Below are 25745 nucleotides of genomic sequence, written 5' to 3' on the forward strand. Positions count from 1 at the left end.
GACAGACGCACCCCCAAAGGATGGGGGTGCGGTCAGCCCCGGTCAACCAGGGACAGTGGCAGGCCCCAGGACCCGGCTATTCCAGCCCGGCATAGATCGCGGCGCGCAGATCGGTCACGAATTCGCCCTTCATGCCCTCGAGCGCGGTGTTGGTGAGCCCCACGACGCTCAGCCGCCGGGCCGGGTCGACGAACCAGGAATGGCCGTAGACGCCGCCCCAGCGCCAGGTCCCGGCCGTCATCGGCACCCCGGCCGCCGCCGGGTCGGTCACCAGCGCGAAGCCGTAGCCGAAGGTCGTGCCCGGCGTGTCCGGCATCGAAAGGCCGAGGATCTGGTCGGTGGCCATGGCCTGCACCGTCTCCGGCCGCAGGATCGGCGCGCCGCCCTGGCGCAGGGCTTCGAGGAACACCAGGAAGTCGCCGGCCGTGCCGGCCATGCCGCCGCCGCCGGAGGGGTAGGAGGCCGGGTCGAAGATGCGGCCGGGGGCGAAGCTGAGCCCGGCGAAAGGCCGCGGCGCCGGGATGGCGTAAGGCTCGCCCATCCGCACCGGCGCGGGCTCGCCGTCGGCATAGGCGGCGGCCAGGCGCGACCGGTCCGGCGGGGCGAAGCCGGTGTCCTGCAGCCCGAGCGGTTCGGTGACGCGGCGGCGCACCAGATCCGGCAGGCTCTCGCCGGCCGCCACCTCCAGCGCCGCGCCGAGCACGTCGAGCGCCAGCGAATAGGCCCAGGCCGAGCCAGGAGCGAAGGCGAGCGGCGCCGAGGCGATGCGGCGCAGGTTGTCGGCGAAGGACCGGCCCGGCGCGTCGAGCCCGTCGGACACGCCGGCGCGGTGATAGGGGCCGTCCGCCGGCTCGGCGAAGCTGTAGATCAGGCCCGCGGTGTGGGTCAGCAGGTGGCGGATGGTGATCACCGGCTCGGTGCCGTCGGCGAGCTTCGGCCGGAAATCCGGCAGGAACTTCGTCACCGGGTCGGCGAGCGCGATCCGTCCCTCCTCCACCAGCCGCAGCGCGGCGGCGGTGACGATCGGCTTGGTGAGGGAGGCGTAGAGAAACACCGTGTCCTCGCGCACCGGCCGCCCGGCCTCGCGGTCGGCCAGGCCGGCGGCACGGCGGTAGACCAGCCGGCCGTCCTGCGCCACCAGCACCGCGGTGCCGACGATGCGCTGTTCCGCCAGCGCCCGGTCGATCGCCGCGTCGATCCGCGGCGACAGGGCTGGATCGGTGGCGGGCGCGTCGAACAGGGAAGCGGCGATCGTCATCGCAGGACTCCATTTTCGGATGGATCGCTACGAAATATGATCGGCGACGATTCGTCAATCTGGATTTCAGATCGATCGCTATGAAAATGGATCCCCCACGCCCCCGCGGCCGCCCCCGTGGCTTCGATCGCGACGCGGCGCTGGACCGGGCGCTGCCGGTGTTCCGGCGCCAGGGCTATGAGGGCGCCTCGATCGCCGACCTGACGGCGGCGATGGGCATCACCACGCCCAGCCTGTACGGCGCCTTCGGGTCGAAGGAGCGGCTGTATCGCGAGGTCCTGGACCGCTACCGCGCCGACCCGCAGCGCGCCGCCCCCTGGGCGATGGCGGCGCCGACGGCGCGCGAGGCGGTGCGGCTGATCCTGGAGGGCTCGGCCCGCGACTTCAGCGATCCGGCGCACCCGCCCGGCTGCATGATCTCGACCGCCGTCCTGACCTGCGCCCCGGAAAACCGGCCGGCGGCGGCGGCGCTGACGTCGATGCGCGGCAACACGGTGGCAAGGCTGCGCACCCGCTTCACCCGCGCCCTGGAGGAGGGCGAGCTGCCGCCCGGCACCGACCCGGACGAGCTGGCGCGGTTCTACGGCGCGATCATCCAGGGCCTGTCGGTACAGGCGCTGGACGGCGCCGGATACGACGCGCTGATGAAGATCGTGCGCCGGGCGATGGCCGCCTGGCCGGGTTAACCGATCGCCGACCGGCGCCACGTCAGGATCCGGCCGGGACCGTGCACCGCCGCGAACAGCAGCCCGGCCAGGAAGGTGAAGTGGTCGACGAAGAAGCCGAACTCGGCCTGGTTCCCGGCCCAGTGCGACGGGCCGTGGAAGGCGAAGGCCAGGAACACGACGTAGACGGCGGCCAGCAGCGACGCCTCGGTGAAATACGCCCCGGTGAGGAAGCAGATCACCAGCAGGCATTCGAAGATCGCCGCCAGCCAGGCCAGCACGAGTGGCACCGGAAACCCCGCCATCGCGATGTAGCCGGCGGTGGCATTCAGATCCATGAACTTGAAGACCGCCGCCATCAGGAAGACGGCGGCGAAGATCAGCCGGCCGACGAGAATGGCGATCGACTGCCAGGCTGGCATGGTCGTTTCAGCATTCATCTGTCTTCTCTCCCCCAAGACGGACCGCGAGAATAGCCGAGGCCCTCGTCGCAGGCGACTGGACGCTAATCCGGCAGCGTCACCGGCGTCGCCGCGGCCAGGGGGCGGCGCAGCCGGTCGGGGTCGTCGTAGCGCCACAGCGGGATGCCGGCGCAGCGCTCCACCCGGTCCGGCATGCCGTAGCGGGCGACCACGGCGCGGGCGTTCAGCCCGTCCATCAGGATGAAGCCGAAGGGCGGCGCGCCGGAGCCGCCGGCCCAGTCCCGCCGGGCCCAGTCCTCGTTGACGATCCAGTGATACGGGGCGCCGTTGCGCGCCACCTGGGCGACCTGGACCCGGCGGCCGGAATGCAGCACCAGCGGCTTGGCCCACCAGTAGCCGGCGAGGCCGGCGGCCGAACCCTGGAAGCAGGCCAGCGGCGGCGGCGGCTCGATCCGCGCCGCCAGCTGGTCCGGCCGGGCCCAGAGCGCGGCGGCGGCCGCCAGCAGGACGGCCAGGATCGCCCCCACCGGCCGGGCCGGCACCCGCAGCCGGTCGGCGGCGAGATGGGCGAGCCACGGCGCGGTCAGGAACAGCCAGGGCTGGAAGTAGCGCAGGAAGGAGTCGTCGCGGAAGATGCCGAACAGCACTACTGCCAGCAGCGTCGCCAGCGAGGAGGCGGCGGCGAAGACCGCAATCCGATCCGAGGGCGCGATCTCGCGCTCTCCGGCCACCAGGCCGCGCAGCACCGCGAGGGTGCGGGCCACCGGCAGCAGGGCCAAGGCGATCAGGCCAAGATTGACCGCCGTCTCCGCCGCATCGGCGCGCCAGAGCACGCCGCCGAGGCGGAACAGGCCGTAGCCGATGCCCAGGTCGAGCTGGTCGCGATAGATCCCGTTCAGCGGGTTGACCCGGCCCTGCAGCAGGAAGGCGGCCAGTGCCGCGACGCCCACCGCGGCCGCGGCGGCGAGCGCCGCCCGTCGGGTGCGCGGCGCCGGGGCACAGAGCAGCGACAGCGCCAGGGCCGGGGCGGCGGCATAGGGCAGGACGAAGCTGTCCGACAGCACCCCGGCCAGGATCAGGACCGCCAGCCCCGTCAGCGGCCAGGGACCCGGCCGGTCGAGCTGGCGCAGCACCAGCAGCAGCACCGCCGCCGCGATCAGGATGGCGCCGAAATGGAAGGTGACGACGAAGGGATAGATCAGCCAGTTCAGGGCATAGACGCCGGCCAGGCCCCAGCCGAAGGCGAAGAGCAGCGCCAGCACCGCCGCCAAAGCCGCCACGGCCATGGCGGCGGAGCGGCCGCCGGCGGCGCGATGCACCGCGGCGCCGAGCAGCAGATAGAGGCCGAGCTGCAGCGCCGCGGCCAACGGCAGGGCCTGGCGGAAATCGCCGGTCGCGAGATCGGCCAGGCCATAGACCGCCATGTCCGGAAAGACATAGGGGCCGGGCGTCAGGTGCCAGCCGCGCAGCGCATCGAGGCCGCGATGCAGGTCGTCGAACAGCGCCGGCAGGTAGAGCACGTCGGCATTGCCGACCGGCCCGGCGGCGCCGGGCAGGCGCAGCACCAGCCCCGTGGCCAGCAGCGACAGGCCGGCGACCGCGACCAGCAGCAGGAGAAGGCGAAGCCGGCGCAACCGGCGGTCAGACCGTGGCCGTCGCCCCGGCCGGGCGCGGCGTCGGCGGGCCGCCGGCGGCGACCGACAGCCGCTCCGACGCCGTCTCCAGCTCGTCCTCCAGCCGCCGCATCATCTCCTCGCGCGGCAGGCCGGGCGGGATCGGCGGCAGGAACTCGACCGTGATCGTGCCGGGCCGCTTGCGGAAGGCGCGGCGGCCCCAGAACACGCCGGAGTTCAGCGCCATCGGCACCACCGGCACGCTCAAGCCCTCATAGAGCGCGCCGACGCCGATGCGGTAGGGCCGCCAGGTGCCGGGCGCGGTGCGGGTGCCCTGCGGGAAGATCGCGATCGGCCGGCCTTCCGCCACCCGGACCTTGGCGTGGTCGATCATGGCGCGGATCGCCCGGCTGCCGGCGCCGCGGTCGACCGGGATCATGCCGGTCTTCAGCAGGTACTTGCCCCAGACCGGCACCTTCAGCAGCTCGGACTTCAGCACGATCGCCGGGTCGGGCAGCAGCAGATGCAGCTTCAGCGTCTCCCAGGCCGACTGGTGCTTGGCGGCGACAATGCAGGCGCCGTCCGGCAGGTTCTCGCGCCCGACCACGCGATAGTCGATGCCGAGGATGGTCTTCTCCAGCCAGTGCACGCCGCGCAGCCAGACGAAGATCCAGGCCATGGTCACGCGGTGCGGCAGCAACAGCGCCGGCAGCAGTGCGAAGCAGCACAGCGTGGTCCAACCGAAGAACAGCAGGTTGAAGAGGGCCGAGCGCAGGATGGTCATGACGCCCTATATCCTGCCGAGGGTGACGCGCGCCAGCGCAACCAGGAATTTGTTGTATTCGGAGACGATCAGCCGCGCCGTGCCGGGCCAGGCCCACCAGCGGTCGAGATGCACCGTCCCGGGATCGACCGGCTGGCGCTTGATCTCGATCTCCGGCATCGCGGCCCGGAACTCCAGCATGCTGCGCGGCATGTGGTAGTTCGAGGTGACGAGGCGCAGGCTGCGGAAGCCGTGCGCGCGCATCCAGGCCGCCGCCTCCTGCGCATTGCCGATGGTGTCGCTGGCGGCGTAGCCGAGATCGACGCAGCAGCGCAGCGAATCGTCGGTCGGGGACAGGGCGAACAGCTCCTCCAGCCGGACGTCGCGATGCACGCCGCTGACCAGCAGCCGCTCGGCCGCGCCGCGCGCCAGCAGGTCGAGCCCGGCGCGCAGCCGCTCGCTGCCGCCGGTCAGCACGACGATGGCGTCGGTGTGGTCGGGGTCGACCTCGCCGCCGCGTCCGGCCTGGGCCACGAACCAGGCGAGGCCCAGCGCCCAGGCCGCCGCCAGCGCGACCAGCACCAGCAGCGCCCGGCGCAGGCGGCGGCGCCAGGGCTTGGGGGAAGGGTCGACGGTGCTCGACATGAACAGACTGCAGTTGCGCCGCGGCCGCGATCACGGCGCCCGGACAGGAAAGGGGCGGATCGTGGCAAGATTATGCGCCCGCGTCACGGCCTCGCCCGATGAGCGTTCGCAAGCCGTTCACGCCATTCACAAAATTGCCTCGGATGATATAGGCAGCGGCAGGCCGGCATGCGATAAGGCGCCATGATCGTCACCTGCCCCAGCTGTTCGACCCGTTACCTCGTCGATCCGGCGGCGATCGGCCCCGACGGCCGGCGCGTCAAATGCGCCCGCTGCGGCCATTTGTGGCGCGAATCGGCGGTCGAGCCGGTGCCGGCAGCGGCGCCGCCCGAGCCGCAGCCGGTGCTGGTCGGGCCGGCGGCGCAAGCGGCGACACCGCCCTCGGCCGCGGGGCACATCACCAACCTGCCGGTGGTGATCACGCCGCGCCGGCGCGACGGGCCGGCGGTCGGCCTGGCGCTGGCGGTGCTGCTGGTCGGCGGCCTGGCCGGGGTGGGCTATTTCGCGCGCGACTCGATCGTCCGCTTCTGGCCGCCGGCGATCCGCCTCTACGACACCATCGGCGTGCCGGTGGCGCAGCCGGTCGAGACCGGCGCGCTGGGCCGGGGCCTGGTGCTGCAGGGGCTGGAGGTCCGGCGCGTCGCCGGCGCCGGCGTGGAGCAGGTGGTGGTCACCGGCCGGGTGGAGAACCGGGCCCTGGTGACCCGCCCGGTGCCGCCGATCGAGGTGCGGCTTCTGGATGCCAGCCGCAGCGTGGTGGCGCGCACGCCGCTGCTGGTGACGGCCGAGTCGCTGGCGCCGGACCAGTCGGTGCAGGTGGCGGCGACGGTCGAGACCCTGCCCGACGCCGCCACCAGGCTGGAGATCGGCGCGCAGACCGGCGTCGCGCCGTAACCCCTACGCACGGACCTTCTGGCGCAGGAACACCAGGTGGTGGGCGGGCGTGACCCCGGCCAGGGGGAGCCTTCCCGCCGCGGCATCTGCTGCCTCCTCGAATGTGAGGAATAGGCGGAACATCGCCGTCGCTTTCACAGCAGTGAAACGAGTGAGGCCGAGCGATTCCGGCAGCCAACGACGCCGGCGATCCGATCGGCGAGCAGGATCCGCCGCCTTTCCGGCCTGCTGGACCATAGAGAGTCGGCCAAAACAGGCTTGACAGCCCCAAGCCGCCGCCGTCAGGCTGATTTCACAAGAATGAAAATTCTTCCCGACAGGGGGCGAGGTCGATGCTGATGCGGGCCACCCGATCGCAGGCACCATCCTCCCAGGCCGCGCCCGGGGCGCACGGCCTGGCGCTGACCCGGCTGTCGCGCCGCTACGGCCCGGTCCGCGCCGTCGACGACGTGTCGCTCGACATCCCGGGCGGCGAATTCCTGACCCTGCTCGGCCCCTCCGGCTCCGGCAAGACCACCCTCCTGATGATGATCGCCGGCTTCGTCGCGCCCAGCGCCGGCCGGATCGCGGTCGATAACCGCGACGTCACCACCGTGCCGCCGGAGAAGCGGAACTTCGGCATGGTGTTCCAGGGCTATGCCCTGTTCCCGCACATGACCGTGGCCGAGAACATCGCGTATCCGCTGCGGGTCCGCGGCATGCCGCGGGCCGAGATCGCCGCCAAGGTTGCCGGCGCCATCGCCCGGGTGCGGCTGGACGGCTTCGACGACCGGTACCCCCGGCAGCTCTCCGGCGGCCAGCAGCAGCGCGTCGCCGTCGCCCGCGCCTTGGTGTTCGACCCCGACATCGTGCTGTTCGACGAGCCGCTCGGCGCGCTCGACCGCCAGCTCCGCGCCGAGATGCAGCTGGAGCTGAAGACGCTGCACCGAGACCTGGGCGCCACCTTCATCCTGGTCACCCACGATCAGGACGAGGCGCTGTCGATGGCCGACCGGGTGGCGGTGATGAACCGCGGCCGGCTGGTCCAGGCCGGCGCGCCGGACGAGCTGTACGAACGTCCGCGCACCCGCTTCGTCGCCGAGTTCCTGGGCAAGAGCAACTGCATCGCCGGCCGCATGGCCGGGCGCGACGGCGATCTGATCCGGCTCGAGACCGGGGGTGCCGCCGTGCTGCATCGCGGTGCTTCGGCGCCGCCCCAGGGCCGCGGCGTGCTGCTGGCGCTGCGGCCGGAGAAGCTGCGGGTGGCGGCGCAGGAGCCGCGCGACATGGCCAACCGGGTGCCCGGGCGGGTGCTCGACATCGCCTATCTCGGCGCCACCCGCCAGGTGGTGGTCGGCACCGACGCCTTCGGCCCGCTGACCGCGACCGGCTTCGCCTGGGAGGCGGCGCCGGATCTCGGCCTCGGTGCCGCCGCCTGGGTCGGCTGGGCGCCGGAGGCCACCGTGCTCATCGAAGACGAAGCCGACGACCGATCGGCCTGACACAGACAGGGGGTTCCAATGACGGCATCACGGTATCGCGCGGATCTCGCGGCCATCGCGGCGGAGCGGTTCGCGGACGGACACATCGACCGGCGCGGCTTCCTGGCCGTGCTCGGCGCGCTCGGCGTCGTGCCGCTGCTCGTCTCCGGCCCGGCCAAGGCCGCGGCGCAGGAGGTGGTGGTGGTCAATTTCGGCGGCGACGCCGTGCCGGCCTGGGGCAAGGCCTGGGGCGACCCCTTCACCAAGGACAGCGGCCTCAAGGTGACGGTGCTGGGCGCCGAGCCGACGCCGGGCGCGATCAAGGCGATGATCGACAGCGGCAATGTGGTGTGGGACTGCACCGACGCCGACGGCTTCTACCTGCCGATCCTCAGCAAGCAGGGGCTGATCCAACCCTACGACTACTCCAAGGTCGACAAGTCCAAGGTGCGGCCGGAATTCGTGTTCGAATACGGCTGCGCCACCTACATGTACTCGACCGTCAACGCGTATAGCCTGGAGAAGACCGGCGGCAAGGTGCCGAACGGCTTCAAGGACTACCTGAACTTCAAGGACTTCCCGGGCAAGCGCGCGATCTACAAATGGCTGGTCGGGTCGCTGGAGGCGGTGCTGCTCGGCTCCGGGGTCGAGCCGGACAAGCTGTACCCGCTCGACGTCAGACGAGCCTTCGCCGTCATCAAGGACAACCGCGACCAGTTCCTGCTGTGGGGCGGCGGGGCGGAAAGCCAGCAGCTGTTCCGCGAGGGCGAGGTGACGATGGGGCCGATCTGGTGCACCCGCGCCTCGGTGCTGGACCGGGATTCCGGCGGCAAGATCACCTGGACCTGGGACCACGGCATCGTCGCCCCCGGCGTGCTGCCGGTGCTGGTGAAGAACCCGGCCGGCCCGGCGGTGTTCGACTTCATCGCCTCGACCCAGAATCCCGAGCGGCAGGTCGAGCTCCTGAAACTGCTCGGCAACGGCCCGGCCAACCCGACCGCCAGCGCCAGCCTGTCGCCCGAACTGCAGAAGATCGATTGCGGCTACGAGCCGAACTACCGGCGCCAGATCCCGATCGACAGCGCCTGGTACGCCGAGAACTACGACACCGTGCAGAACGACTTCCTCGACCTGATCGCGAGCTGAGCGATGGTGGCAGCCCCCGCCTTCGACAGCGCACCCCCAGCCGTCGCCCGGCGCCGGACGCCAGCGTCGGCGTGGGGGTTGGTGCTGCCGTTGATGGCGGCGCTGCTGCTCTTGTACCTGCTGCCGCTGGCCAACATCCTGTGGATCAGCGTCACCGACCCGGCGCCGGGCCTCGGCAACTACCAGCGGCTGGCGGACTCCGGCGCCATGCAGCGGGTGCTGTGGACCACCTTCCGCATCGCCGCCTGGACCACGGTCTGCGCCGTGGCCCTCGGCTACCTCGTCGCCTATGTCATGCTGCACGCCTCGCCCCGGCACCGGGTCTGGATCACCGCCTTCGTGCTGGTGCCGTTCTGGGTGTCGGTGCTGGTCCGCGCCTTCGCCTGGCTGACCCTGCTGCGCAGCGAGGGGCTGGTGAACGGGGCGCTGGCCGGGCTCGGCCTGATCACCGAGCCGCTGCCGCTGGTGCGCAACGAGTTCGGCGTGCTGGTCGGTATGGTGCACTACATGGTGCCCTATGCCGTGCTGCCGCTCTATGCCGGGATGAAGGGCATCGACCCGGCCCTGGCCGCCGCCTCGCGCTCGCTCGGCGCCGGGCCGCTGCGCACCTTCGCCCGCGTGTTCCTGCCGCTGTCGCTGCCCGGCATCTTCGCCGCCGGCCTGCTGGTCTTCGTGCTGTCGCTGGGCTTCCTGGTGACGCCCGCGATCCTCGGCGGCGGCAAGGTGGTGATGATCGCGGAGTATGTCCGGCTGCAGATCTTCCAGACCGTGCGCTGGGGCGTCGGCACCATGATGGCATCGGTGCTGCTGCTGTCGGTCCTGGCGCTGATCGCCATGCTGTCCCGTGTCGTGGATGTCCGCCGGCTGTTCGGGGGAGGGGCCTGATGCGCTGGTCCGTCCTGGTCGCCCTGTGCTGGGCCGTGCTGCTGTTCCTGATGCTGCCGACCCTGGTGGCGATGCCGCTGTCGGTGACGCCGAACCGCTATCTGTCGCTGCCGACCGACGGCATCTCCTTCCAGCACTACGGCACGCTGTTCGGCGACGAGCAGTGGCGCTCGGCGATGCTGCAGAGTCTCGGCATCGGCCTCGCCGTCACCGCGCTGTCGGTGGCGCTGGGCACGCTGGCGGCGATCGGGCTGTGGCGGCTGTCCTCGGCGCTGGGGGAGTTCGCGCGGATGCTGGCTCTGGCGCCGCTGATCGTGCCGCCGGTGGTCTCGGCGCTGGCCTTCTACCGCTTCTTCGCCGGCATCGGGCTGCTCGACAGCTTCGCCGGGGTGATCCTGGCGCATACGCTGCTGGCCGCGCCCTATGTCCTGGTCACGGTCTCGGCCGCGCTGGCCTCGGTCGACCCGCGCCAGGACCAGGCGTCGCGCTCGCTCGGCGCCTCCCAGTCCCAGACCATCCGCTGGGTGATCCTGCCGCAGATCCTGCCCGGCATCCTGGCCGGCGGGGTCTTCGCCTTCCTGACCTCCTGGGACGAGATCGTGGTCACGCTCTTCATCGCCGCCCGCGCCGTCTACACCCTGCCGCGCAAGATGTGGGACGGCATCAACGAGCGGGTGGACCCGACCATCGCGGCGGCGGCGACGGTGCTGTTCGCCCTGACCCTGCTGCTGGTTGTCCTTCAGATCCTGCGCGCCGGCCGCGAGCCGGCGGCGACCGACCGAGAGGTTGCGCCATGACGATGACGAGCCCCGCCGCACCGGACGGCTTCACCTGGACCCTGCCGGCCGCCTGGTACCGCGACCCGGAGCGCTACGAGGCCGAACGCCAGCGCATCTTCGCCCGGCACTGGATGCTCTTCACCTGGTCCGGCCGGCTGCGCAATCCGGGCGACTACGTCACCGGCACGGTCGCCGGCTATCCGGTCTTCGCCATCCGCGGCGAGGACGGGCAGGTGCGCGCCTTCCACAATGTCTGCCGCCACCGCGGCGCCCAGCTGCTGACCAAGCCGGAGGGCCAGTGCCCGCGGCTGGTGGTCTGCCCCTATCACAGCTGGAGCTACGCGCTGGACGGCAGGCTGAAGCGGTCGCCGGATTTCGGTTCCGCCCCCGCCTTCGACCCGGAGGAATGGAGCCTGTACCGGATCGCCGCCGAGGAGTGGCGCGGCTTGGTCTTCCTGCGCATCGCGCCGGAGGGCGAGGGGCTGCGCGACTGGCTGGGGCCGATCGACGCCCTGGCCGCCGACTATCCGCTGGAGCAGCAGCACTGGTTCGCCGAGAAGAATCGCGACTGCGAGGTCGACTGGAAGACCTACGGCGAGAACTACCTCGAATGCTACCACTGCCGGACCATGCATCCCGGCCTCTGCGCCTCGCTGGACATGGAGCGCTACAGCATCGACGTGCATGCCGAGGCCGGCATGTTCCACCTGCACGCGCCGAAGCGGGACGGCGGGCTGACCCGCGGCGTGTATTTCTACCGCTTCCCGTTCCTGATGCTGAACCTGTACGACTGGGGTAGCTCGATCGCGACGCTGGAGCCGCTGGGCGCCGGCCGGCTGCGCCATGTCAACTGGTACTTCTTCACCGACGTCTCGCCGGAGAAGGCGGCGGAGAACCGCCAGTCGTCCGAATGGTCGGCCCAGATCGTCAGCGAGGATCTCGACATCATCACCGGGGTGCAGCGCAACCTGAACGCCGGCATCTACCAGCGCGGGCCGCTGTCGCCGAAGCACGAGCACGCCGTGCACGCCTTCCAGGACATGGTCCGCCGCGGCATGGCCGACCCTGCCCCGCCCCACCGCGCCGCCGCCGAATAGAGAGAGCGATGACCACGACGACTTCCCAGCCCAATGGCACGGCGGCGGCCAAGCGCTACGACGCCATCATCATCGGCGCCGGCCACAACGGCCTGGTCTGCGCCAACTACCTGGCCCGCTCCGGCCTCAAGGTGCTGGTGCTGGAGCGCCGCCGCGTCCTGGGCGGCGCCGCGGTGACGGAGGAGATCGCGCCCGGCTTCCGCGCCTCGATCTTCTCCTACCTGATGAGCCTCTTGCACCCGCGCATCATCCGCGACTTCGAGCTGGCCAAGCACGGGCTGCAGGTGCTGCCCTGCTCCGACATGGTCTCGCCGGTGTCGAACGACGACTACATCGTCTTCTCCGACGACATGGCCAAGACCCAGGCCAGCTTCGCCAAATTCTCGAAGAAGGACGCCGCGATCTATCCGGAGTTCGACCGCTACCTGCAGGAGGCGGCGCAGATCGTGCGCAAGCTCTTGTGGGAGACGCCGGTCGACCCCGCGCGGCGCGACTGGCGCGGCTTCCGCGACAGCGCGTCCCTGCTGTGGCGGCACCGCAAGATCGGCCGCAGGATGTACCGCGTCGCCGACATGCTGAGCATGAGCGCCTACGACTTCCTGCGCGAATGGTTCGAGGACGACCGGGTGATGGCGGTGCTCGCCTATTACGCCTCGATCGGCACCTTCGCCGGGCCGAAGTCCCCGGGGTCGGCCTACGTCATCATGCACCACATCATGGGCGAGCATGAGGGCGCCGGCGGCTGGGGCTTCATCAAGGGCGGCATGGGCGCGATCACCCAGGCTCTCGCCTCCTACGGCCGCAGCATCGGCGTCGACCATGTCACCGAGGCCGAGATCCAGGAGGTGCGGCTGACCGGCGACCGCGCCACCGCGGTGACCACGACCAAGGGCGACACCTATTCCGCCCGGATCATCGTCTCCAACGCCAGCGCGAAGACCCTATACCTCGACATGATCGGCGAGGCGCACCTGCCGGCGGAGGTGCTGCGCGAGATCCGCGGCTACCGCAGCTTCTCCACCGCCTTCAAGATGAACATCGCCTGCGAGCGGCCGCCGCAATACCGGATCCTGGACAAGGTCAAGGCCGACGGCGCGCTGGGCAATTTCAGCTATCCGACCTACATGCACATCGCGCCCGACATCGACTATCTCGAACGGGCCTATGACGACGCGAAATACGGCTGGTACTCCAGCCGCCCCTTCCTGACCCCGGTGGTGCCGACCATCGTCGACGACAGCCTGGCCCCGCCGGGCAAGCATGTGGTCAACCTGTTCGGCGGCCACGCCCCCTACACGCTGAAGGGCGGCGACTGGGCGACGGAGAAGGACAAGTTCCGCAAGACCGTGTTCGACACGATCGAGGAATACGCGCCCGGCTTCTCCAATGACGTGATCGAGGCCCAGCTGCTGGTGGCGCCGGACATCGAGCGCATCGTGGCGCTGCCGCAGGGCCACATCTTCCATGGCGAGCTGTCGACCGACCAGCTGTTCTTCCAGCGCCCGGTCTCCGGCTATGCCGACTACCGCACGCCGTTCCGGGGGCTTTACATCTGCGGCTCGTCGATGCATCCGGGCGGCGGCGTCTCCGGCATCCCGGGCCACAATGCCGCGCGCGAGATCCTGCGCGACGTCAAGGCCCGGCGGGCGTGAGGCCGGCGTGAAGGTGGGGCCATGACCGAAGGCGAGAACAGCGATGCGGGACTGCAGACGGCGGACTCCGATCCGTCCTCCGGCGATCCGGTCGACACGATCGGGCCGCAGATCCGCGAGCTGCGGCAGCAGCGCGGCCTGACGCTGACAAGGCTGGCCGCCACCACGGGCCTGTCGGTCGGGCACCTGTCGCAGGTGGAGCGCGGGCTGTCGACGCCGACCATCCGGCAGCTGCAGCTGATCAGCAGCGCCATGGGCGTGACCATCGGCTGGTTCTTCCGCGACCCCGCGCCACGGGACGACGAGGACCGCGTCGTGGTCCGCGCCGGCCGGCGCAAGGTGCTGGACATGGGCGGGCTGGGCCTGACCGACGAGCTGCTGGTGCCGAACCTCGACGGCAAGCTGGAGCTGCTGTTGTGCACCATCCAGCCCGGCGCCGGCAGCCCGGACAGCTACACCCATGAGGGCGAGGAGGCCGGCTTCATCCTGTCCGGCGCGCTGGAGCTGTGGGTGGACGAGAAGCTCTACGTGCTCGGCGCCGGCGACAGCTTCGCCCTGGCCAGCACCCGGCCGCACCGCTACCGCAACCCCGGCCCCGGCATCACCCAGGTGATCTGGGCGATCACACCCCCCAGCTTCTGAGCCGGCCGGGTCAGGCGATGCCGAAGCGGGCGCGCCAGCGTTCGATATCGGCCAGCGAGACGTTGCCGCCGCACAGGATCAGCGCCACCCGCGCGTCGCGCGGCAGCCGGTCCTTCAGCCGCAGCGCCGCGGCCAGGGTGCAGCCGGCCGCCGGCTCGGTCACCACCTTGGCCTGCTCGGCCAGGATCTGCACGCCGCGCACGGCCTCGGCATCCGGCACCACCAGCACCTCCTCCACTACGTCGCGCACGATGGCGAGGGTGCGCTCGGAGACCGAGGGCGCGCCGAGGGTGGTGGAGATCGAGGTGACGGCCGGCAGGCGCACCGGCTTGCCGGCGGCCAGGGCCTGGCTCATGGCGTCGGCGCCTTCGGTCTCGACGCCCCAGATCCGGATCTCCGGCCGCAGCGCCTTCACCGCGGTGATGACGCCGGAGATCATGCCGCCGCCCCCGATCGAAGCGATGATGTCGGTGATGTCCGGCGCGTCCTCCAGGAGCTCCAGCCCCATCGTGCCCTGGCCGGAGATCACGCGCGGGTCGTCGAAGGGGTGGATCAAAGTGCGGCCGGCCGCCGCCTGGCGCTCGGCCTCGGCGAAGGCTGCGGCGATGTCGGAGACCAGCACCACTTCCGCCCCTTCGGCACGGGTGCCGGCGACGTAGTTCTCCGGCGTCACGGACGGCATGATCAGCGTGGCGTTCAGGCCCAGCACCCGGGCCGCATAGGCGACGCCGAGGGCGTGGTTGCCACCGGAGACCGCGACCACACCGGCCGCCCGCTCGGCCTCGCCCAGGCTGAGCATGGCATTGAAGGCGCCGCGCGCCTTGAACGAGCCGCCATGCTGCAGCAGCTCCAGCTTCGTCACCACCGGCAGCCCCAGCAGGCTGCCCAGCGGCCCGCGCGGCAGGGTCGGGGTGCGCAGCACATAGGGCGCGATGCGGGCGCGCGCCTCGCGGATCGTCTCGAGCGTGATCGCCGTCACGGGAATCCTCGTCCTGGCGGAAAAGCCGCGCTCAGAACTGGCGCAGCAGCCTTTCGATATAATCCCGTTCCGGCGGCGGGCGCGAGCGGTCGTTCAGCCGCTGGCGCAACTCGTCGAGGATGGCGCGGGCGCGCTCGGTGTCGAACTTGGTCGGCAGGCCGACATCGCCGTCGGTGGTGCCGCCGCTGTTGGTCATCGGCCGGCCCAGCGGATCCTGGTTCTCGAAATTCTGTCCGTTCTGGGCGCGGCCGGCCATGCCCGGCTGGGCGCCCATGGCCTCCATCATCTGCTGCGCCATGCCCTGCAGCCCCTGCTGCAGCTGGTCCAGCGCCTCGGTCTGCGACGGCACGGCGCCGCCGGGGTCGCCCTGGGCCAGGGCATCGCCCGCCTGCTTCATCGCCCGTTCGGCCCGGCCGAGCGGCATCGGGATGTCGCCGCTCATGTCGCCCAGCTCGCGCATCAGCTCGCCCAGCGCCCGGCGCAGCGCTTCCTGGGTCTGGGCGTTCTGCTCCGGCGTGCCGTCCTGCGGCTGCTGTTGCGAGGGGTCGCCCTGCTCGCCACCCTCCTGCGCCTGCTGCTGGCGGAACGTCTGGTCGAGCAGCTGGCGCTGCGCGTTGGTCAGCTTCTGCAGGTCCTTCAGCATGTTCATGGCGCGCTGCTGCGCCTCGGCCTGCTGCTGGTTCATCTGCCCCATGCGCAGGTTTTCCATCATGTTCTGCATCTGGGACAGAAGCTCCCGCGCCTGGTCCTTTGCGCCGGATTCGGACAGCTGCTGCATCCGGTCGATCATGTCCTGGAACTGCTTCCGGTCCATGACCTGGGCGTCCGGCGGCAGCGGCATCTCGCTCAGCTCGCCGCGCTGCATCTTGTCTCGCATCTGCTCGGCCATCGCCTGCAGGTAGCGGTCCATCGCCCGGCGCAGCTCGTCGGTGAGCTGCTTGATCTCCTCGTCGCTGGCACCGCGCTCCAGCGCATCGGCCAGGCGCTGCTGCGCCTCGCGCAGCGACCGCTCGGCCAGCGACATGTCGCCGTCCTCGATCCTGAGCGCGGTGTCCCACAACAGGTCGCGCAGGGGACCTACGTGCGGCTTCGGGTCCTCGGCGAAGAACAGCCGCCGGGCGGCGGTGCGCAGCGCCAGGAACACCACCCGGTCGTCATAGTAGCGGTCCGGCCGCTGCGACAGCATGTCCAGCGTCTCGGCCACGCTTTCCGACTGGTCCGGCTGCAGGGTCAGGATCCGGCGCTGCTCGATGATGGCGCGGGCCACGGGGTGGTGGAACTCGCGCTCCGGCAGCGTCGCCCGCTCCGGCGCCGTTCTGGCGGTCTGCCCGGCCGCGTCGGTCGCGGTCAGCACGATATCGGCCGCCTGCCCGGCCCAGGCATGCGGCGTCAGGTCCTGGTAGGAGGTGGTCTTGACCTCGCGCGGCCAGCGGCCCGGCACCGAGAGCGGGATGGTCATCGGCGTCTGGTCCAGCACCGCGGGCGCGCCCGGCGCCAGAGTGATGGTCGCGGTCAGGGTGGCGATGCCGTAATCGTCGCCGGCGGTGGCGTCGATCCGCAGCGCCTGGCGCTCGGTCGGCTTCGGCTTGTCGGTGAAGGCGACGGTCGGCGGCGCGTCGGGCAGCACCTTCACCGGCCAGTCGCCCAGCACCGTCCCGTCCTGGCTGACGCTGAGCCGGTCGCCGCCGGTCACCTTGGCCTGCAGCTCATAGTTGCCGCCCTCGATCGGGGTGAAGGCGGTGTCGCTGCCGGCGAGGCTGAGGGTCGGGACCTCGTCGCCGCCGGCGACCCGGCCGACCAGGGCACTGCCGACCGGGATCTCGACCGGCCCGGGCGCCGGCTGGCCGGGCGCGGCCACCTGCCCGGCGGTGAGATAGATCGGCGGCCGGCCGGTGTAGGAGGGCGGGGTGACGAACAGGTCGAGCCGCGGCGCGGTGGCGGCGGTGGCGCCGAACAGCCCGGGTGAGAACGCCCGGCCGAGCCGTCCCCGCCAGTCGTCGCCGGCGGCGACCACGGCCAGGATCAGCCCGATCACCACCAGGCCGCGCAGGGCGAAGCGGTCGGCCTCGGCGTTGCGCGGCCGCGGCAGGCGGGGCTTGAGCAGGCGCAGCTGGGCCGCGCGCTGGGCCAGGTGGCGCTGCCACAGCACGCGGCTGAGCGGGTCGGAAGTGCCGGTGGCCTGGGTGTCGCGCAGGCCGGTGAGCGGCCGATGCTCGATGCCGCTGTCGCGCTCCAGCCGGCGCCGCGCCGCGAGGCCATCAGGCAGGCGCAGCCGCCACAGCGGCCGGCTGGCGAGGACCAGCGCCGCGGCGAGGGCGACCAGGATCAGGGCGTGCAGCCAGCCCGGCAGGTCGGGCAGCAGGTCGAACCCGGCGAGGACGAGAAAGGCGCCGAGCACGGTGGCGATTGGCCAGGCAGCGCGCCACGCCGCCTCCCAGGCCGCGGCCAGCCATGCCAGCGCGATCTTGACGCGCGGCTCGGCCGGCTCGGTCGTCCTGGGGGCCTCGGTCGGGCTGCGGGCCACCTCTCCTCCTACGCCTTCCGTCAGTCCAGCCAGGGCGGCAGGCTCTCCCCGGCGACCATCTCTTCAAATGTGGGCCGTTTTCTGACGATAGCAAATCGATCCTTGTCGACCAGCACCTCCGGCACCAGCGGCCGGGTGTTGTAGGTCGAGGCCATCACCGCGCCATAGGCCCCGGCGCCGGTGAAGGCGACGAGGTCGCCGGCGGCCAGCGGCGGCAGGGACCGGGCCTTGGCGAAGGTGTCGCTGCTCTCGCAGACCGGGCCGACCACGTCGAACTCGGCCTCGGCCGCGCCTTCCGCCGGCTGGCGCAGCGGCACGATGCCGTGCCAGGCGTCGTACATCGCCGGCCGGATCAGGTCGTTCATCGCCGCGTCGAGGATCACGAAATTCCGCGTCCGCCCCGGCTTGATGAAGATCACCCGCGACAATAGGACGCCGGCATCGCCGCAGATCGACCGGCCCGGCTCGCACATCAGCCGGCAGCCGAGGTCGCCCACCGTCTCGCGCACGATGCGGGCGTAGTCGGCCAGCGCCGGCGCCGGGTCGCCCCTGTAGGAGATGCCGATGCCGCCGCCGAGATCGAGCCGCTCGACCACATGGCCGGCGGCGCGCAGGTCGCGCACCAGCTCGGCCAGGCGGCGATAGGCGTCGCGATAGGGCGACAGGTCGAGCAGCTGGCTGCCGATATGGGCGGCGATGCCGACCGGCTGGACGCCGGGCAAGGCCCGCGCCCGCTCATACGCCACGGCCGCGTCCTCGAGCTCGATGCCGAACTTGTCGCCCTTGCGGCCGGTCGAGATCTTGGTGTGGGTCTTGGCGTCGACGTCGGGGTTCACCCGGAAGGCGACCACCGCATCGCGCCGCAGCCGCACCGCGACCTGCGACAGCAGCTCCAGCTCCTGCAGCGATTCCACGTTGATCTGGTGGATGCCGGCCAAGAGGGCCGCTTCCAGATCCTCCACAGTCTTGCCGACACCGGAGAAGACGATGCGGTCGGGCGGGCAGCCGGCGGCCAGCGCCCGCCTCATCTCGCCGGTCGAGACCACGTCGATCCCGGCGCCCTGCTGCACCAGGGTGCGCAGCACGGCAAGGTTGGAATTGGCCTTGGCGGCGAAGCAGACCGCGATCGGCAGCCCGGCCAGGGCGTCCACATAGGCAAGGGTGTTCGCGACCAGCGCCGCGGTCGAATAGACATAGGCCGGCGTGCCGACCTCGGCGGCCACGGCGGCGAGGTCGACATCCTCGGCGAAGAGGGCGCCGTCACGATAGGCGAAGGCGGTCATGTGCTTGGGTAGCCTCGTGGATAGGCGGAGGTCTTGCTGTCGGGGGCGCTGACCGAAGCCGCTTTCTTGCCGCAGGCGACGAGGCCGCACCCGAGGGTGACGGCGAGGAGCAGCCTCAGGATGACGGCTGATCTCATAGGAAACGCTCCTTTGCGGCTTGGACGGCCTCGCGCACCCGGTCGGGCGCGGTGCCGCCGTAGCTCTTGCGGCTGGCGACCGAGGCCTCGGCGGTCAGCACGGCGTAGACGGCGTCGGTGATGCCGGGATGGACCGCCTGCATCTCGGCCAGAGGCAGGTCGGACAGGCGGCAGCCCTTGTCCTCCGCCAGCTTCACCAGATGGCCGGTGATGTGGTGCGCCTCGCGGAACGGGACGCCCAGGCTGCGTACCAGCCAGTCGGCCAGGTCGGTCGCGGTCGGGAAGCCGGCCTCGGTGGCCCGGCGCATCGCCTCGGCATTGACGGTCCAGCTCTCGACCATGCCGGTCATCGCGGCCAGGCACAGCATCAGCGTGTCGTCGGCGTCGAAGACCGGCTCCTTATCCTCCTGCATGTCCTTCTGGTAGGTCAGGGGCAGGCCCTTCATCACGGTCAGCAACGCGCCGAGGCTGCCGAACACCCGGCCGGTCTTGCCGCGCACCAGCTCCGCCGCGTCCGGGTTGCGCTTCTGCGGCATGATCGACGACCCGGTCGAGAAGCCGTCGGACAGGCGCACGAAGCGGAACTGCGGGGTCGACCAGAACACGATCTCCTCCGCCAGCCGCGACAGGTGCATGGCGCAGATGCCGGCGGTGGCGAGGTAGTCGAGCGCGAAGTCGCGGTCCGACACGCTGTCGAGCGAGTTGGCGGTCGGCCGGTCGAAGCCCAGCGCCTTGGCGGTCATGTGCCGGTCGATCGGGAAGGGCGTGCCGGCCAGGGCGGCGGCGCCGAGCGGGCATTCATCGGCCCGGGCGCGGGCATCGGCGACGCGGCTGCGGTCGCGGCCCAGCATCTCGACATAGGCCAGCAGGTGATGGCCGAAGGTAACCGGCTGCGCCACCTGCAGATGGGTGAAGCCGGGCAGGATGGTGTCGGCGTGCTGCCCGGCCTGGCCGATCAGCGCCGCCTGCAGCGCCTGCAGCCCCTGCTCCAGCCGGTCGAAGGCGTCGCGCACCCACAGGCGGAAATCGGTCGCCACCTGGTCGTTGCGGCTGCGCGCCGTGTGCAGCCGCCCGGCGGCCGGGCCGATGATCTCGGCCAGCCGCGACTCCACATTGAAGTGGATATCCTCGAGCGAGGTCTTGAACTCGAACTTGCCCTCGGCGATCTCGCCGGCGATCTGTTCCAGTCCGCGGTCGATCGCGGCCGCATCCTCGGCGGACACGATGCCCTGGGCGGCGAGCATTGCGACATGAGCGCGCGACCCGGCGATGTCCTGCGCCCAGAGCTTGCGGTCGAAGCCGATCGAGGCGTTGATCCGCTCCATGATCGCGGCCGGGCCGGCGGCGAAGCGGCCGCCCCACATGGGATTGGTGCCTTTATCGGGCACGACGGGGGTGGCAGGCTGGGTCGGATCGGACATGGGGTGCGGACCGGATGAGGAAGAGAGCAACGATCGCCGCGGGCGCGGCCGGCCTGGCGCTGCTGCTGGCGGCGGGCGCGGCCTGGTGGACGCTGCGGACCCCGCAGGGCCGGCCGCCCCTGGGCGGCACCGTCGCCAGCTTCGTCCTGGCCGACCGGCCTGAGCCGGCACCGGAGATTACCTTCTCCGACGCCGCGGGCAACACCCTTCGTCTCGCCGACTTCAAGGGCAAGGTGGTGCTGGTCAATCTGTGGGCGACCTGGTGCGCCCCCTGCGTCAAGGAGATGCCGGCGCTGGACCGGCTGCAGGCGAAGCTGGGCGGGGCCGACTTCACCGTGCTGGCGCTGTCGATCGACCGCGAGGGGCTGGCCAAGGTGCAGCCATTCTTCGCCCAGAACAAAATCGGGGCGCTGGCGGCCTATCTCGATCCCGGCGGCCGGTCGCCGGCGCAGTTCGGCGCCCGCGGCCTGCCGACGACGCTGCTGGTCGACCGCGACGGCACCGTGGTGGGCCGGCAGGAGGGCGCCGCCGAATGGGACGACGACAGCTCGGTCGCGCTGCTGCGCTTCTATCTCGATCGCGGGAAGGCCGGGTCGGCCTGACGGCTCAGATCGGCGTCGAGCCCATGTAGAAGCCGATCAGCAGCATGACGCCGTAAACCCAGATGATGGTGCGAAGCAACATGGTCCTGTCCTCGGGCTCAAGGCCCGGGATCATGTCTACGCCTCCTTCCGTGAATTCACTGTGACCGCGGTCACGGGTGCGATTTCACGGTACGCTGCGCGCCGGCAACAGCTCCCCTTGCTGTCATGCCTGGGCTTGACCCGGGCATCCAGAGAGCGTCGAGACCTTCTGGATTGCCGGGTCAAGCTCGGCAATGACAAATAGGGGGTCGAGAACCGAAGGCCGCTCATGACCATCCGCCCCCGCCGCTCGCTGCTCTACGTCCCCGGCTCGAACCCGCGCGCGCTGGACAAGGCGCGCACCCTGGACGCGGACGGGCTGATTCTGGACCTGGAGGACGCGGTCGCGCCGGACGCCAAGGTAGCGGCGCGCGAGCGCGTCGTGGCCGCGGTCCGGGCCGGCGGCTGGGGACCGCGCGAGGTGCTGGTCCGCGCCAACGCCGCCGACACGCCCTGGGGGACGGACGACCTGGCCGCCCTGGCCGGCAGCGGCGCCCACGGCGTTGTCCTGTCCAAGGTCGAGCGGCCGGAGACCGTGAAGGCCGCCGAAGCGGCGCTAAGAGCCGGCGGCGCGCCGGACAGCCTGGCGCTGTGGTGCATGATCGAGACGCCGCTCGGCGTGCTCAACGCCGCCGCCATCGCCGGCTCCTCCGCCCGTCTGGCGGGATTCATCCTCGGCACCTCGGACCTGGCCAAGGACCTGCGGGCCGCACACGAGCCGGGGCGGCAGCCGCTGCTGACCGCGCTCGGCCTCTGCCTCCTGGCCGGCCGCGCCCACGGCCTGGCGGTGATCGACGGGGTGCATCTCGATCTCGAGGACGAGGCTGGCTTCGCCGAGTCGTGCCGCCAGGGCGCGGCGCTGGGCTTCGACGGCAAGTCGCTGATCCACCCGAGGACCATCGCCGCCGCCAACGCCGCCTTCGCGCCGAGCATGGAGGCGGTGGAGACCGCGTTGCGGGTGATCGCCGCCCATGCCGCGGCCCTGGAGGCCGGCCAGGGCGTCACGGTCGTCGACGGCCGGCTGGTCGAGGCGCTGCATGTCAGCGATGCGGAGCGGGTGGTGGCGATGCACCGCGCTATCGCGGACCGCGGCGGCACCTAGCGTTGCGGCCCGCCCGGGCCCAGTTGCGAACGGCTCTCATCTGCTTGAAATAATTGGCCTGTTCGTTGACTTGCTGCAGTGCGGCGCGTAAGTCACTCCCGACCCTTTCAGGCTCGATCGCGACAGGCGCGCCCGTGCCTGATGCCCATTTGCGCATCGGAGTAAATTCCGCATGTCCGCCTCCGAGGCAGTTCCTCAGAAACGGCCGAGGCCCCTGTCGCCCCATCTGCAGATCTACCGTCCGCAGATCTCGAGCGCGCTCTCGATCTTCCATCGCGGCACCGGCATCGCCCTCTCCATCGGCACCCTGCTCCTGGCCTGGTGGGTGATCGCCGCGGCCGCCGGCCCGGAGGCCTTCGAAGCGGCGCAGTGGTTCCTCGGCTCCTGGCTCGGCCTCCTGATGCTGTTCGGCTGGACGGTGGCGCTGTTCTACCATCTCTGCGCCGGCATCCGGCACCTGGCCTGGGACGCCGGCTGGGGCTACGACCTGCCGACCATGCACAAGACCGGCTACGCCGTGCTGATCGCCACCGCGGTCTTGACCGTGCTGGCCTGGATCATCGGCCTGGTGGTGTGGTGATGACGACCAAGAACACCTCGCTCCGCACCCCGCTGGCCCATGCCCGCGGTCTCGGCTCCGCCAAGTCCGGCTTCGCCCATTGGCGCGGCCTGCGCGTCACGGCGCTGGCGCTGATCCCGCTGACCATCTGGTTCGTGATCGCGGTGATCGCCCATCTGGGATCGCCGCTGCCGGAGGTCCGGGCCTGGCTGGCCCATCCGGTCAACGCCGCCCTGTTCATCCTGTTCATCGCCATCGGCCTGCATCACGCCGCCAACGGCCTGACCGAGGTCTATGAGGACTATGTCCACGGCCACCACACCAAGCTGGTCGCCGACCTGGCGACCAAGGGCCTGGCCCTGTTCCTGGGGGCGGCGATGACCGTCTCCGTCCTCAAGATCGCCATCCTGGGGTAACCCCATGCCTGCCTCCTACACCTTCATCGATCACTACTACGACGTCGTCGTGGTGGGCGGCGGCGGCGCGGGCCTTCGCGCCACCTTCGGCATGGCCGAGAAAGGGCTGAAGACCGCCTGCATCACCAAGGTCTTCCCGACCCGCAGCCACACCGTCGCCGCCCAGGGCGGCGTCTCCGCCGCGCTCGGCAACATGGGGCCGGACGACTGGCGCTGGCACATGTACGACACCGTCAAGGGCTCCGACTGGCTCGGCGACCAGGACGCGATCGAGTACATGTGCCGCGAGGCGATCCCGGCGATCATCGAGCTCGAGCATTACGGCATGCCCTTCAGCCGCACGGAGGAGGGCAAGATCTACCAGCGCGCCTTCGGCGGCATGACCACCGAATACGGCAAGGGCCGCGCCTACCGCACCTGCGCCGCGGCCGACCGCACCGGCCACGCCATGCTGCACACGCTGTACCAGCAGGCGCTGAAGCACGAGGCGGAGTTCTTCGTCGAGTACTTCGCCATCGACCTGATCATGGACGAGGAAGGCGCCTGCCGCGGCGTCGTCGCCTGGAACCTGGACGACGGCACGATCCACCGTTTCTTCGGCCACCAGACGGTGCTGGCGACCGGCGGCTACGGCCGCGCCTATTTCTCCTGCACCTCGGCCCACACCTGCACCGGCGACGGCGGCGCCATGGCGGCCCGCGCCGGCCTGCCGCTGCAGGATATGGAGTTCGTGCAGTTCCACCCGACCGGGATCTATGGCGCCGGGTGCCTGATCACCGAGGGCGTGCGCGGCGAGGGCGGCTACCTGACCAATTCCGAGGGTGAGCGCTTCATGGAGCGCTATGCCCCCTCGGCCAAGGACCTGGCATCGCGCGACGTGGTCAGCCGGTCGATGACGATCGAGATCCGCGAGGGCCGCGGCGTCGGCCCGAACAACGACCACATCCACCTGCATGTCGAGCATCTCGACGCCGACATCATCCACCACCGCCTGCCCGGCATCGCCGAGAGCGCCAAGATCTTCGCCGGCGTCGACGTGACCAAGGAGCCGATCCCGGTCCTGCCGACGGTGCACTACAACATGGGCGGCGTGCCGACCAACGTGCATTGCGAGGTGGTCAACCCGACGGCGGAGGACCCGAACCGCGTGGTGCCGGGGCTGATGGCGATCGGCGAGGCCGCCTGCGTCTCGGTGCACGGCGCCAACCGGCTGGGCTCGAACTCCCTGCTCGACCTCGTCGTGTTCGGCCGCGCCGCCGCCATCCGCTGCGCCGAGCTGATCAAGCCAGGCCAGACGCACAAGCCGGTGCCGGCCGATGCCGGCCAGTTCGCGCTGAACCGGCTGGACCGCGTGCGCCATGGCAAGCAGGAGATCCGGACCGCCGACCTGCGCCTGGAGATGCAGCGGACGATGCAGAACGACGCCGCCGTCTTCCGCACCGGCCAGACCCTGGCCGAGGGCTGCGAGAAGATGGACGTCACCTGGGACAAGCAGAAGGGCCTGGGCGTCGACGACAAGTCGCTGATCTGGAACTCGGACCTGGTGGAGACGCTGGAGCTCGAGAACCTGATGATCAACGCCGTGACCACCATCCGCTCCGGCGTCAACCGCGAGGAGAGCCGCGGCGCCCATGCCCGCGAGGATTTCCCGGACCGCGACGACGTCAACTGGATGAAGCACAGCGTCGTCTGGATCGACGAGGCCGGCAAGACCCGCATCGACTACCGCCCGGTCCATCTCCAGCCGATGACCAACGAGGTCCAGAGCTTCCCGCCCAAGGCGCGGGTGTACTGAGGACGACATGGCCGAATTCACCCTGCCCCGCAATTCCAAGGTCCAGCCCGGCAAGACCGTGCGGGTCCCCGGCGAGATCAAGAAGCCGCGGACCTTCAAGATCTATCGCTGGGACCCGGACACCGACGAGAATCCGCGGCTCGACACCTACGAGATCGACCTGGCGCGCTGCGGGCCGATGGTCCTGGACGCCATCATCCACATCAAGAACGACATCGACTCGACCCTGACCTTCCGGCGCTCCTGCCGCGAGGGCATCTGCGGGTCCTGCGCGATGAACATCGACGGCACCAACACGCTGGCCTGCCTCAAGCCGATCGAGGAGGTCCAGGGCGACGTCAGGATCTACCCGCTGCCGCACATGCCGGTGGTGAAGGACCTGGTGCCGGAGTTGACCCACATCTACGCGCAATACGCGTCGATCAAGCCCTGGCTGCAGGCCGAGAGCCCGCCGCCGCCCGACCGCGAGCGCCGGCAGAGCCCGGAGGAGCGCGAGAAGCTGGATGGCCTCTACGAGTGCATCCTGTGCTTCTGCTGCACCACCAGCTGCCCGAGCTACTGGTGGAACGGCGACAAGTATCTGGGCCCGGCGGTGCTGCTGCAGGCCTATCGCTGGATCGCCGACAGCCGGGACGAGATGACCGGCGAGCGGCTGGACGCGCTGGAGGACCCGTTCCGCCTCTACCGCTGCCACACCATCATGAACTGCACCAAGACCTGCCCGAAGGGCCTGAATCCCGCCAAGGCGATCGGCGAGATCAAGAAGCTGATGCTGGAACGCGCCGGCTGACCTGCGTCACCCCGCAGTAAAACGTCACAAAAAAGCGCTGGTGACCCCGGCGCTTTTTTCTTATCAACCGCCCAGCCTGACCAAGGCTTGCCCACCTCACGGAGCGATCCTGCACGCAACACACTCGAGGAGTGT

General features: G+C 70.8%; 24 protein-coding genes. 15 read left to right on the plus strand and 9 right to left on the minus strand.

Annotated elements, in window-relative coordinates:
• Positions 1-76: 76 nt before the first annotated feature.
• Complete coding sequence (locus ACFW16_RS13445) at positions 77-1258, minus strand: serine hydrolase domain-containing protein (protein WP_380305659.1); 1182 nt, start codon at positions 1256-1258, stop codon at positions 77-79.
• A gap of 86 nt (positions 1259-1344) precedes the next feature.
• Here ACFW16_RS13445 and ACFW16_RS13450 point away from each other — a divergent pair, with 86 nt between their 5' ends.
• Positions 1345-1944 (plus strand): TetR/AcrR family transcriptional regulator, encoded by a 600-nt coding sequence (locus ACFW16_RS13450; RefSeq protein WP_380305661.1) that lies wholly within the window; start codon positions 1345-1347, stop codon positions 1942-1944.
• Here ACFW16_RS13450 and ACFW16_RS13455 read toward each other — a convergent pair.
• The 4 genes from ACFW16_RS13455 to ACFW16_RS13470 all read right to left on the minus strand — a co-directional run bounded on the left by ACFW16_RS13455 (position 1941) and on the right by ACFW16_RS13470 (position 5366).
• A complete protein-coding gene (locus ACFW16_RS13455) occupies positions 1941-2363 on the minus strand; it encodes a DoxX family protein (protein ID WP_380305663.1) in 423 nt (140 codons plus the stop codon). The genes ACFW16_RS13450 and ACFW16_RS13455 overlap by 4 nt on opposite strands.
• Positions 2364-2428: 65 nt before the next feature.
• Positions 2429-3979, minus strand: coding sequence for a hypothetical protein (locus ACFW16_RS13460; protein ID WP_380305665.1), 1551 nt, complete (start codon positions 3977-3979; stop codon positions 2429-2431).
• 7 nt (positions 3980-3986) lie between these two features.
• The gene (locus tag ACFW16_RS13465) at positions 3987-4742 is read right to left on the minus strand and encodes a lysophospholipid acyltransferase family protein (RefSeq protein ID WP_380305667.1); all 756 of its coding nucleotides are present in this window, start codon (positions 4740-4742) and stop codon (positions 3987-3989) included.
• A gap of 6 nt (positions 4743-4748) precedes the next feature.
• A complete protein-coding gene (locus tag ACFW16_RS13470; protein WP_380305669.1) occupies positions 4749-5366 on the minus strand; it encodes a YdcF family protein in 618 nt (205 codons plus the stop codon).
• A gap of 183 nt (positions 5367-5549) precedes the next feature.
• Between ACFW16_RS13470 and ACFW16_RS13475 the strand changes: the two genes are divergently transcribed.
• The 8 genes from ACFW16_RS13475 (at position 5550) to ACFW16_RS13510 (ending at position 13921) form a co-directional block, all read left to right on the plus strand.
• A complete protein-coding gene (locus ACFW16_RS13475) occupies positions 5550-6260 on the plus strand; it encodes a DUF3426 domain-containing protein (RefSeq protein WP_380305671.1) in 711 nt (236 codons plus the stop codon).
• A 338-nt stretch (positions 6261-6598) separates the two neighbouring features.
• Complete coding sequence (locus tag ACFW16_RS13480) at positions 6599-7741, plus strand: ABC transporter ATP-binding protein (protein ID WP_380305673.1); 1143 nt, start codon at positions 6599-6601, stop codon at positions 7739-7741.
• An 18-nt stretch (positions 7742-7759) separates the two neighbouring features.
• On the plus strand, positions 7760-8866 hold the full coding sequence (locus ACFW16_RS13485; RefSeq protein WP_380305675.1) for an extracellular solute-binding protein: 1107 nt from the start codon (positions 7760-7762) through the stop codon (positions 8864-8866).
• A gap of 3 nt (positions 8867-8869) precedes the next feature.
• Positions 8870-9751, plus strand: coding sequence for an ABC transporter permease (locus ACFW16_RS13490; RefSeq protein WP_380305677.1), 882 nt, complete (start codon positions 8870-8872; stop codon positions 9749-9751).
• Positions 9751-10548, plus strand: a complete 798-nt coding sequence (locus ACFW16_RS13495) for an ABC transporter permease (RefSeq protein ID WP_380305679.1) — start codon at positions 9751-9753, stop codon at positions 10546-10548. Before ACFW16_RS13490 ends, ACFW16_RS13495 begins: the two co-directional genes overlap by 1 nt.
• Positions 10545-11627 carry an aromatic ring-hydroxylating dioxygenase subunit alpha gene (locus ACFW16_RS13500; RefSeq protein WP_380305681.1) on the plus strand — a complete coding sequence of 361 codons (1083 nt, stop codon included), beginning with the start codon at positions 10545-10547 and terminating at the stop codon, positions 11625-11627. The genes ACFW16_RS13495 and ACFW16_RS13500 overlap by 4 nt, the downstream gene beginning before the upstream one ends.
• Before the next feature lie 8 nt (positions 11628-11635).
• On the plus strand, positions 11636-13279 hold the full coding sequence (locus tag ACFW16_RS13505) for a phytoene desaturase family protein (protein ID WP_380305683.1): 1644 nt from the start codon (positions 11636-11638) through the stop codon (positions 13277-13279).
• 21 nt (positions 13280-13300) lie between these two features.
• A complete protein-coding gene (locus ACFW16_RS13510; protein ID WP_380305685.1) occupies positions 13301-13921 on the plus strand; it encodes a cupin domain-containing protein in 621 nt (206 codons plus the stop codon).
• Between the two features lie 10 nt (positions 13922-13931).
• Here the strand turns inward: ACFW16_RS13510 and ACFW16_RS13515 are convergent, their stop codons facing one another.
• The 4 genes from ACFW16_RS13515 to argH form a co-directional block, all read right to left on the minus strand.
• The gene (locus ACFW16_RS13515) at positions 13932-14900 is read right to left on the minus strand and encodes a threonine/serine dehydratase (protein ID WP_380305686.1); all 969 of its coding nucleotides are present in this window, start codon (positions 14898-14900) and stop codon (positions 13932-13934) included.
• 31 nt (positions 14901-14931) lie between these two features.
• Positions 14932-17424: a TIGR02302 family protein gene (locus ACFW16_RS13520; RefSeq protein ID WP_380305687.1), complete on the minus strand. Its 2493-nt coding sequence runs from the start codon at positions 17422-17424 to the stop codon at positions 14932-14934.
• A 20-nt stretch (positions 17425-17444) separates the two neighbouring features.
• A complete protein-coding gene (lysA, locus tag ACFW16_RS13525; RefSeq protein WP_380305688.1) occupies positions 17445-18707 on the minus strand; it encodes a diaminopimelate decarboxylase in 1263 nt (420 codons plus the stop codon).
• A 133-nt stretch (positions 18708-18840) separates the two neighbouring features.
• Positions 18841-20265, minus strand: a complete 1425-nt coding sequence (gene argH / locus ACFW16_RS13530) for an argininosuccinate lyase (RefSeq protein WP_380305689.1) — start codon at positions 20263-20265, stop codon at positions 18841-18843.
• Between the two features lie 14 nt (positions 20266-20279).
• Between argH and ACFW16_RS13535 the strand changes: the two genes are divergently transcribed.
• From ACFW16_RS13535 to ACFW16_RS13560, 6 genes are all read left to right on the plus strand, one after another.
• On the plus strand, positions 20280-20867 hold the full coding sequence (locus ACFW16_RS13535; RefSeq protein WP_380305691.1) for a TlpA family protein disulfide reductase: 588 nt from the start codon (positions 20280-20282) through the stop codon (positions 20865-20867).
• A 310-nt stretch (positions 20868-21177) separates the two neighbouring features.
• Positions 21178-22050, plus strand: coding sequence for an HpcH/HpaI aldolase/citrate lyase family protein (locus tag ACFW16_RS13540; RefSeq protein WP_380305693.1), 873 nt, complete (start codon positions 21178-21180; stop codon positions 22048-22050).
• Positions 22051-22222: 172 nt separating this feature from the next.
• Complete coding sequence (gene sdhC / locus ACFW16_RS13545; RefSeq protein ID WP_380305695.1) at positions 22223-22630, plus strand: succinate dehydrogenase, cytochrome b556 subunit; 408 nt, start codon at positions 22223-22225, stop codon at positions 22628-22630.
• Positions 22630-23025, plus strand: a complete 396-nt coding sequence (sdhD, locus tag ACFW16_RS13550) for a succinate dehydrogenase, hydrophobic membrane anchor protein (RefSeq protein ID WP_380305697.1) — start codon at positions 22630-22632, stop codon at positions 23023-23025. Before sdhC ends, sdhD begins: the two co-directional genes overlap by 1 nt.
• 4 nt (positions 23026-23029) lie before the next feature.
• Positions 23030-24820, plus strand: a complete 1791-nt coding sequence (gene sdhA, locus ACFW16_RS13555) for a succinate dehydrogenase flavoprotein subunit (RefSeq protein ID WP_380305699.1) — start codon at positions 23030-23032, stop codon at positions 24818-24820.
• 7 nt (positions 24821-24827) lie between these two features.
• Positions 24828-25610, plus strand: a complete 783-nt coding sequence (locus tag ACFW16_RS13560; protein WP_380305701.1) for a succinate dehydrogenase iron-sulfur subunit — start codon at positions 24828-24830, stop codon at positions 25608-25610.
• Positions 25611-25745: the final 135 nt, after the last annotated feature.

This window comes from Inquilinus sp. NPDC058860 (assembly GCF_042743185.1).
Taxonomy (GTDB): Bacteria; Pseudomonadota; Alphaproteobacteria; order DSM-16000; family Inquilinaceae; genus Inquilinus.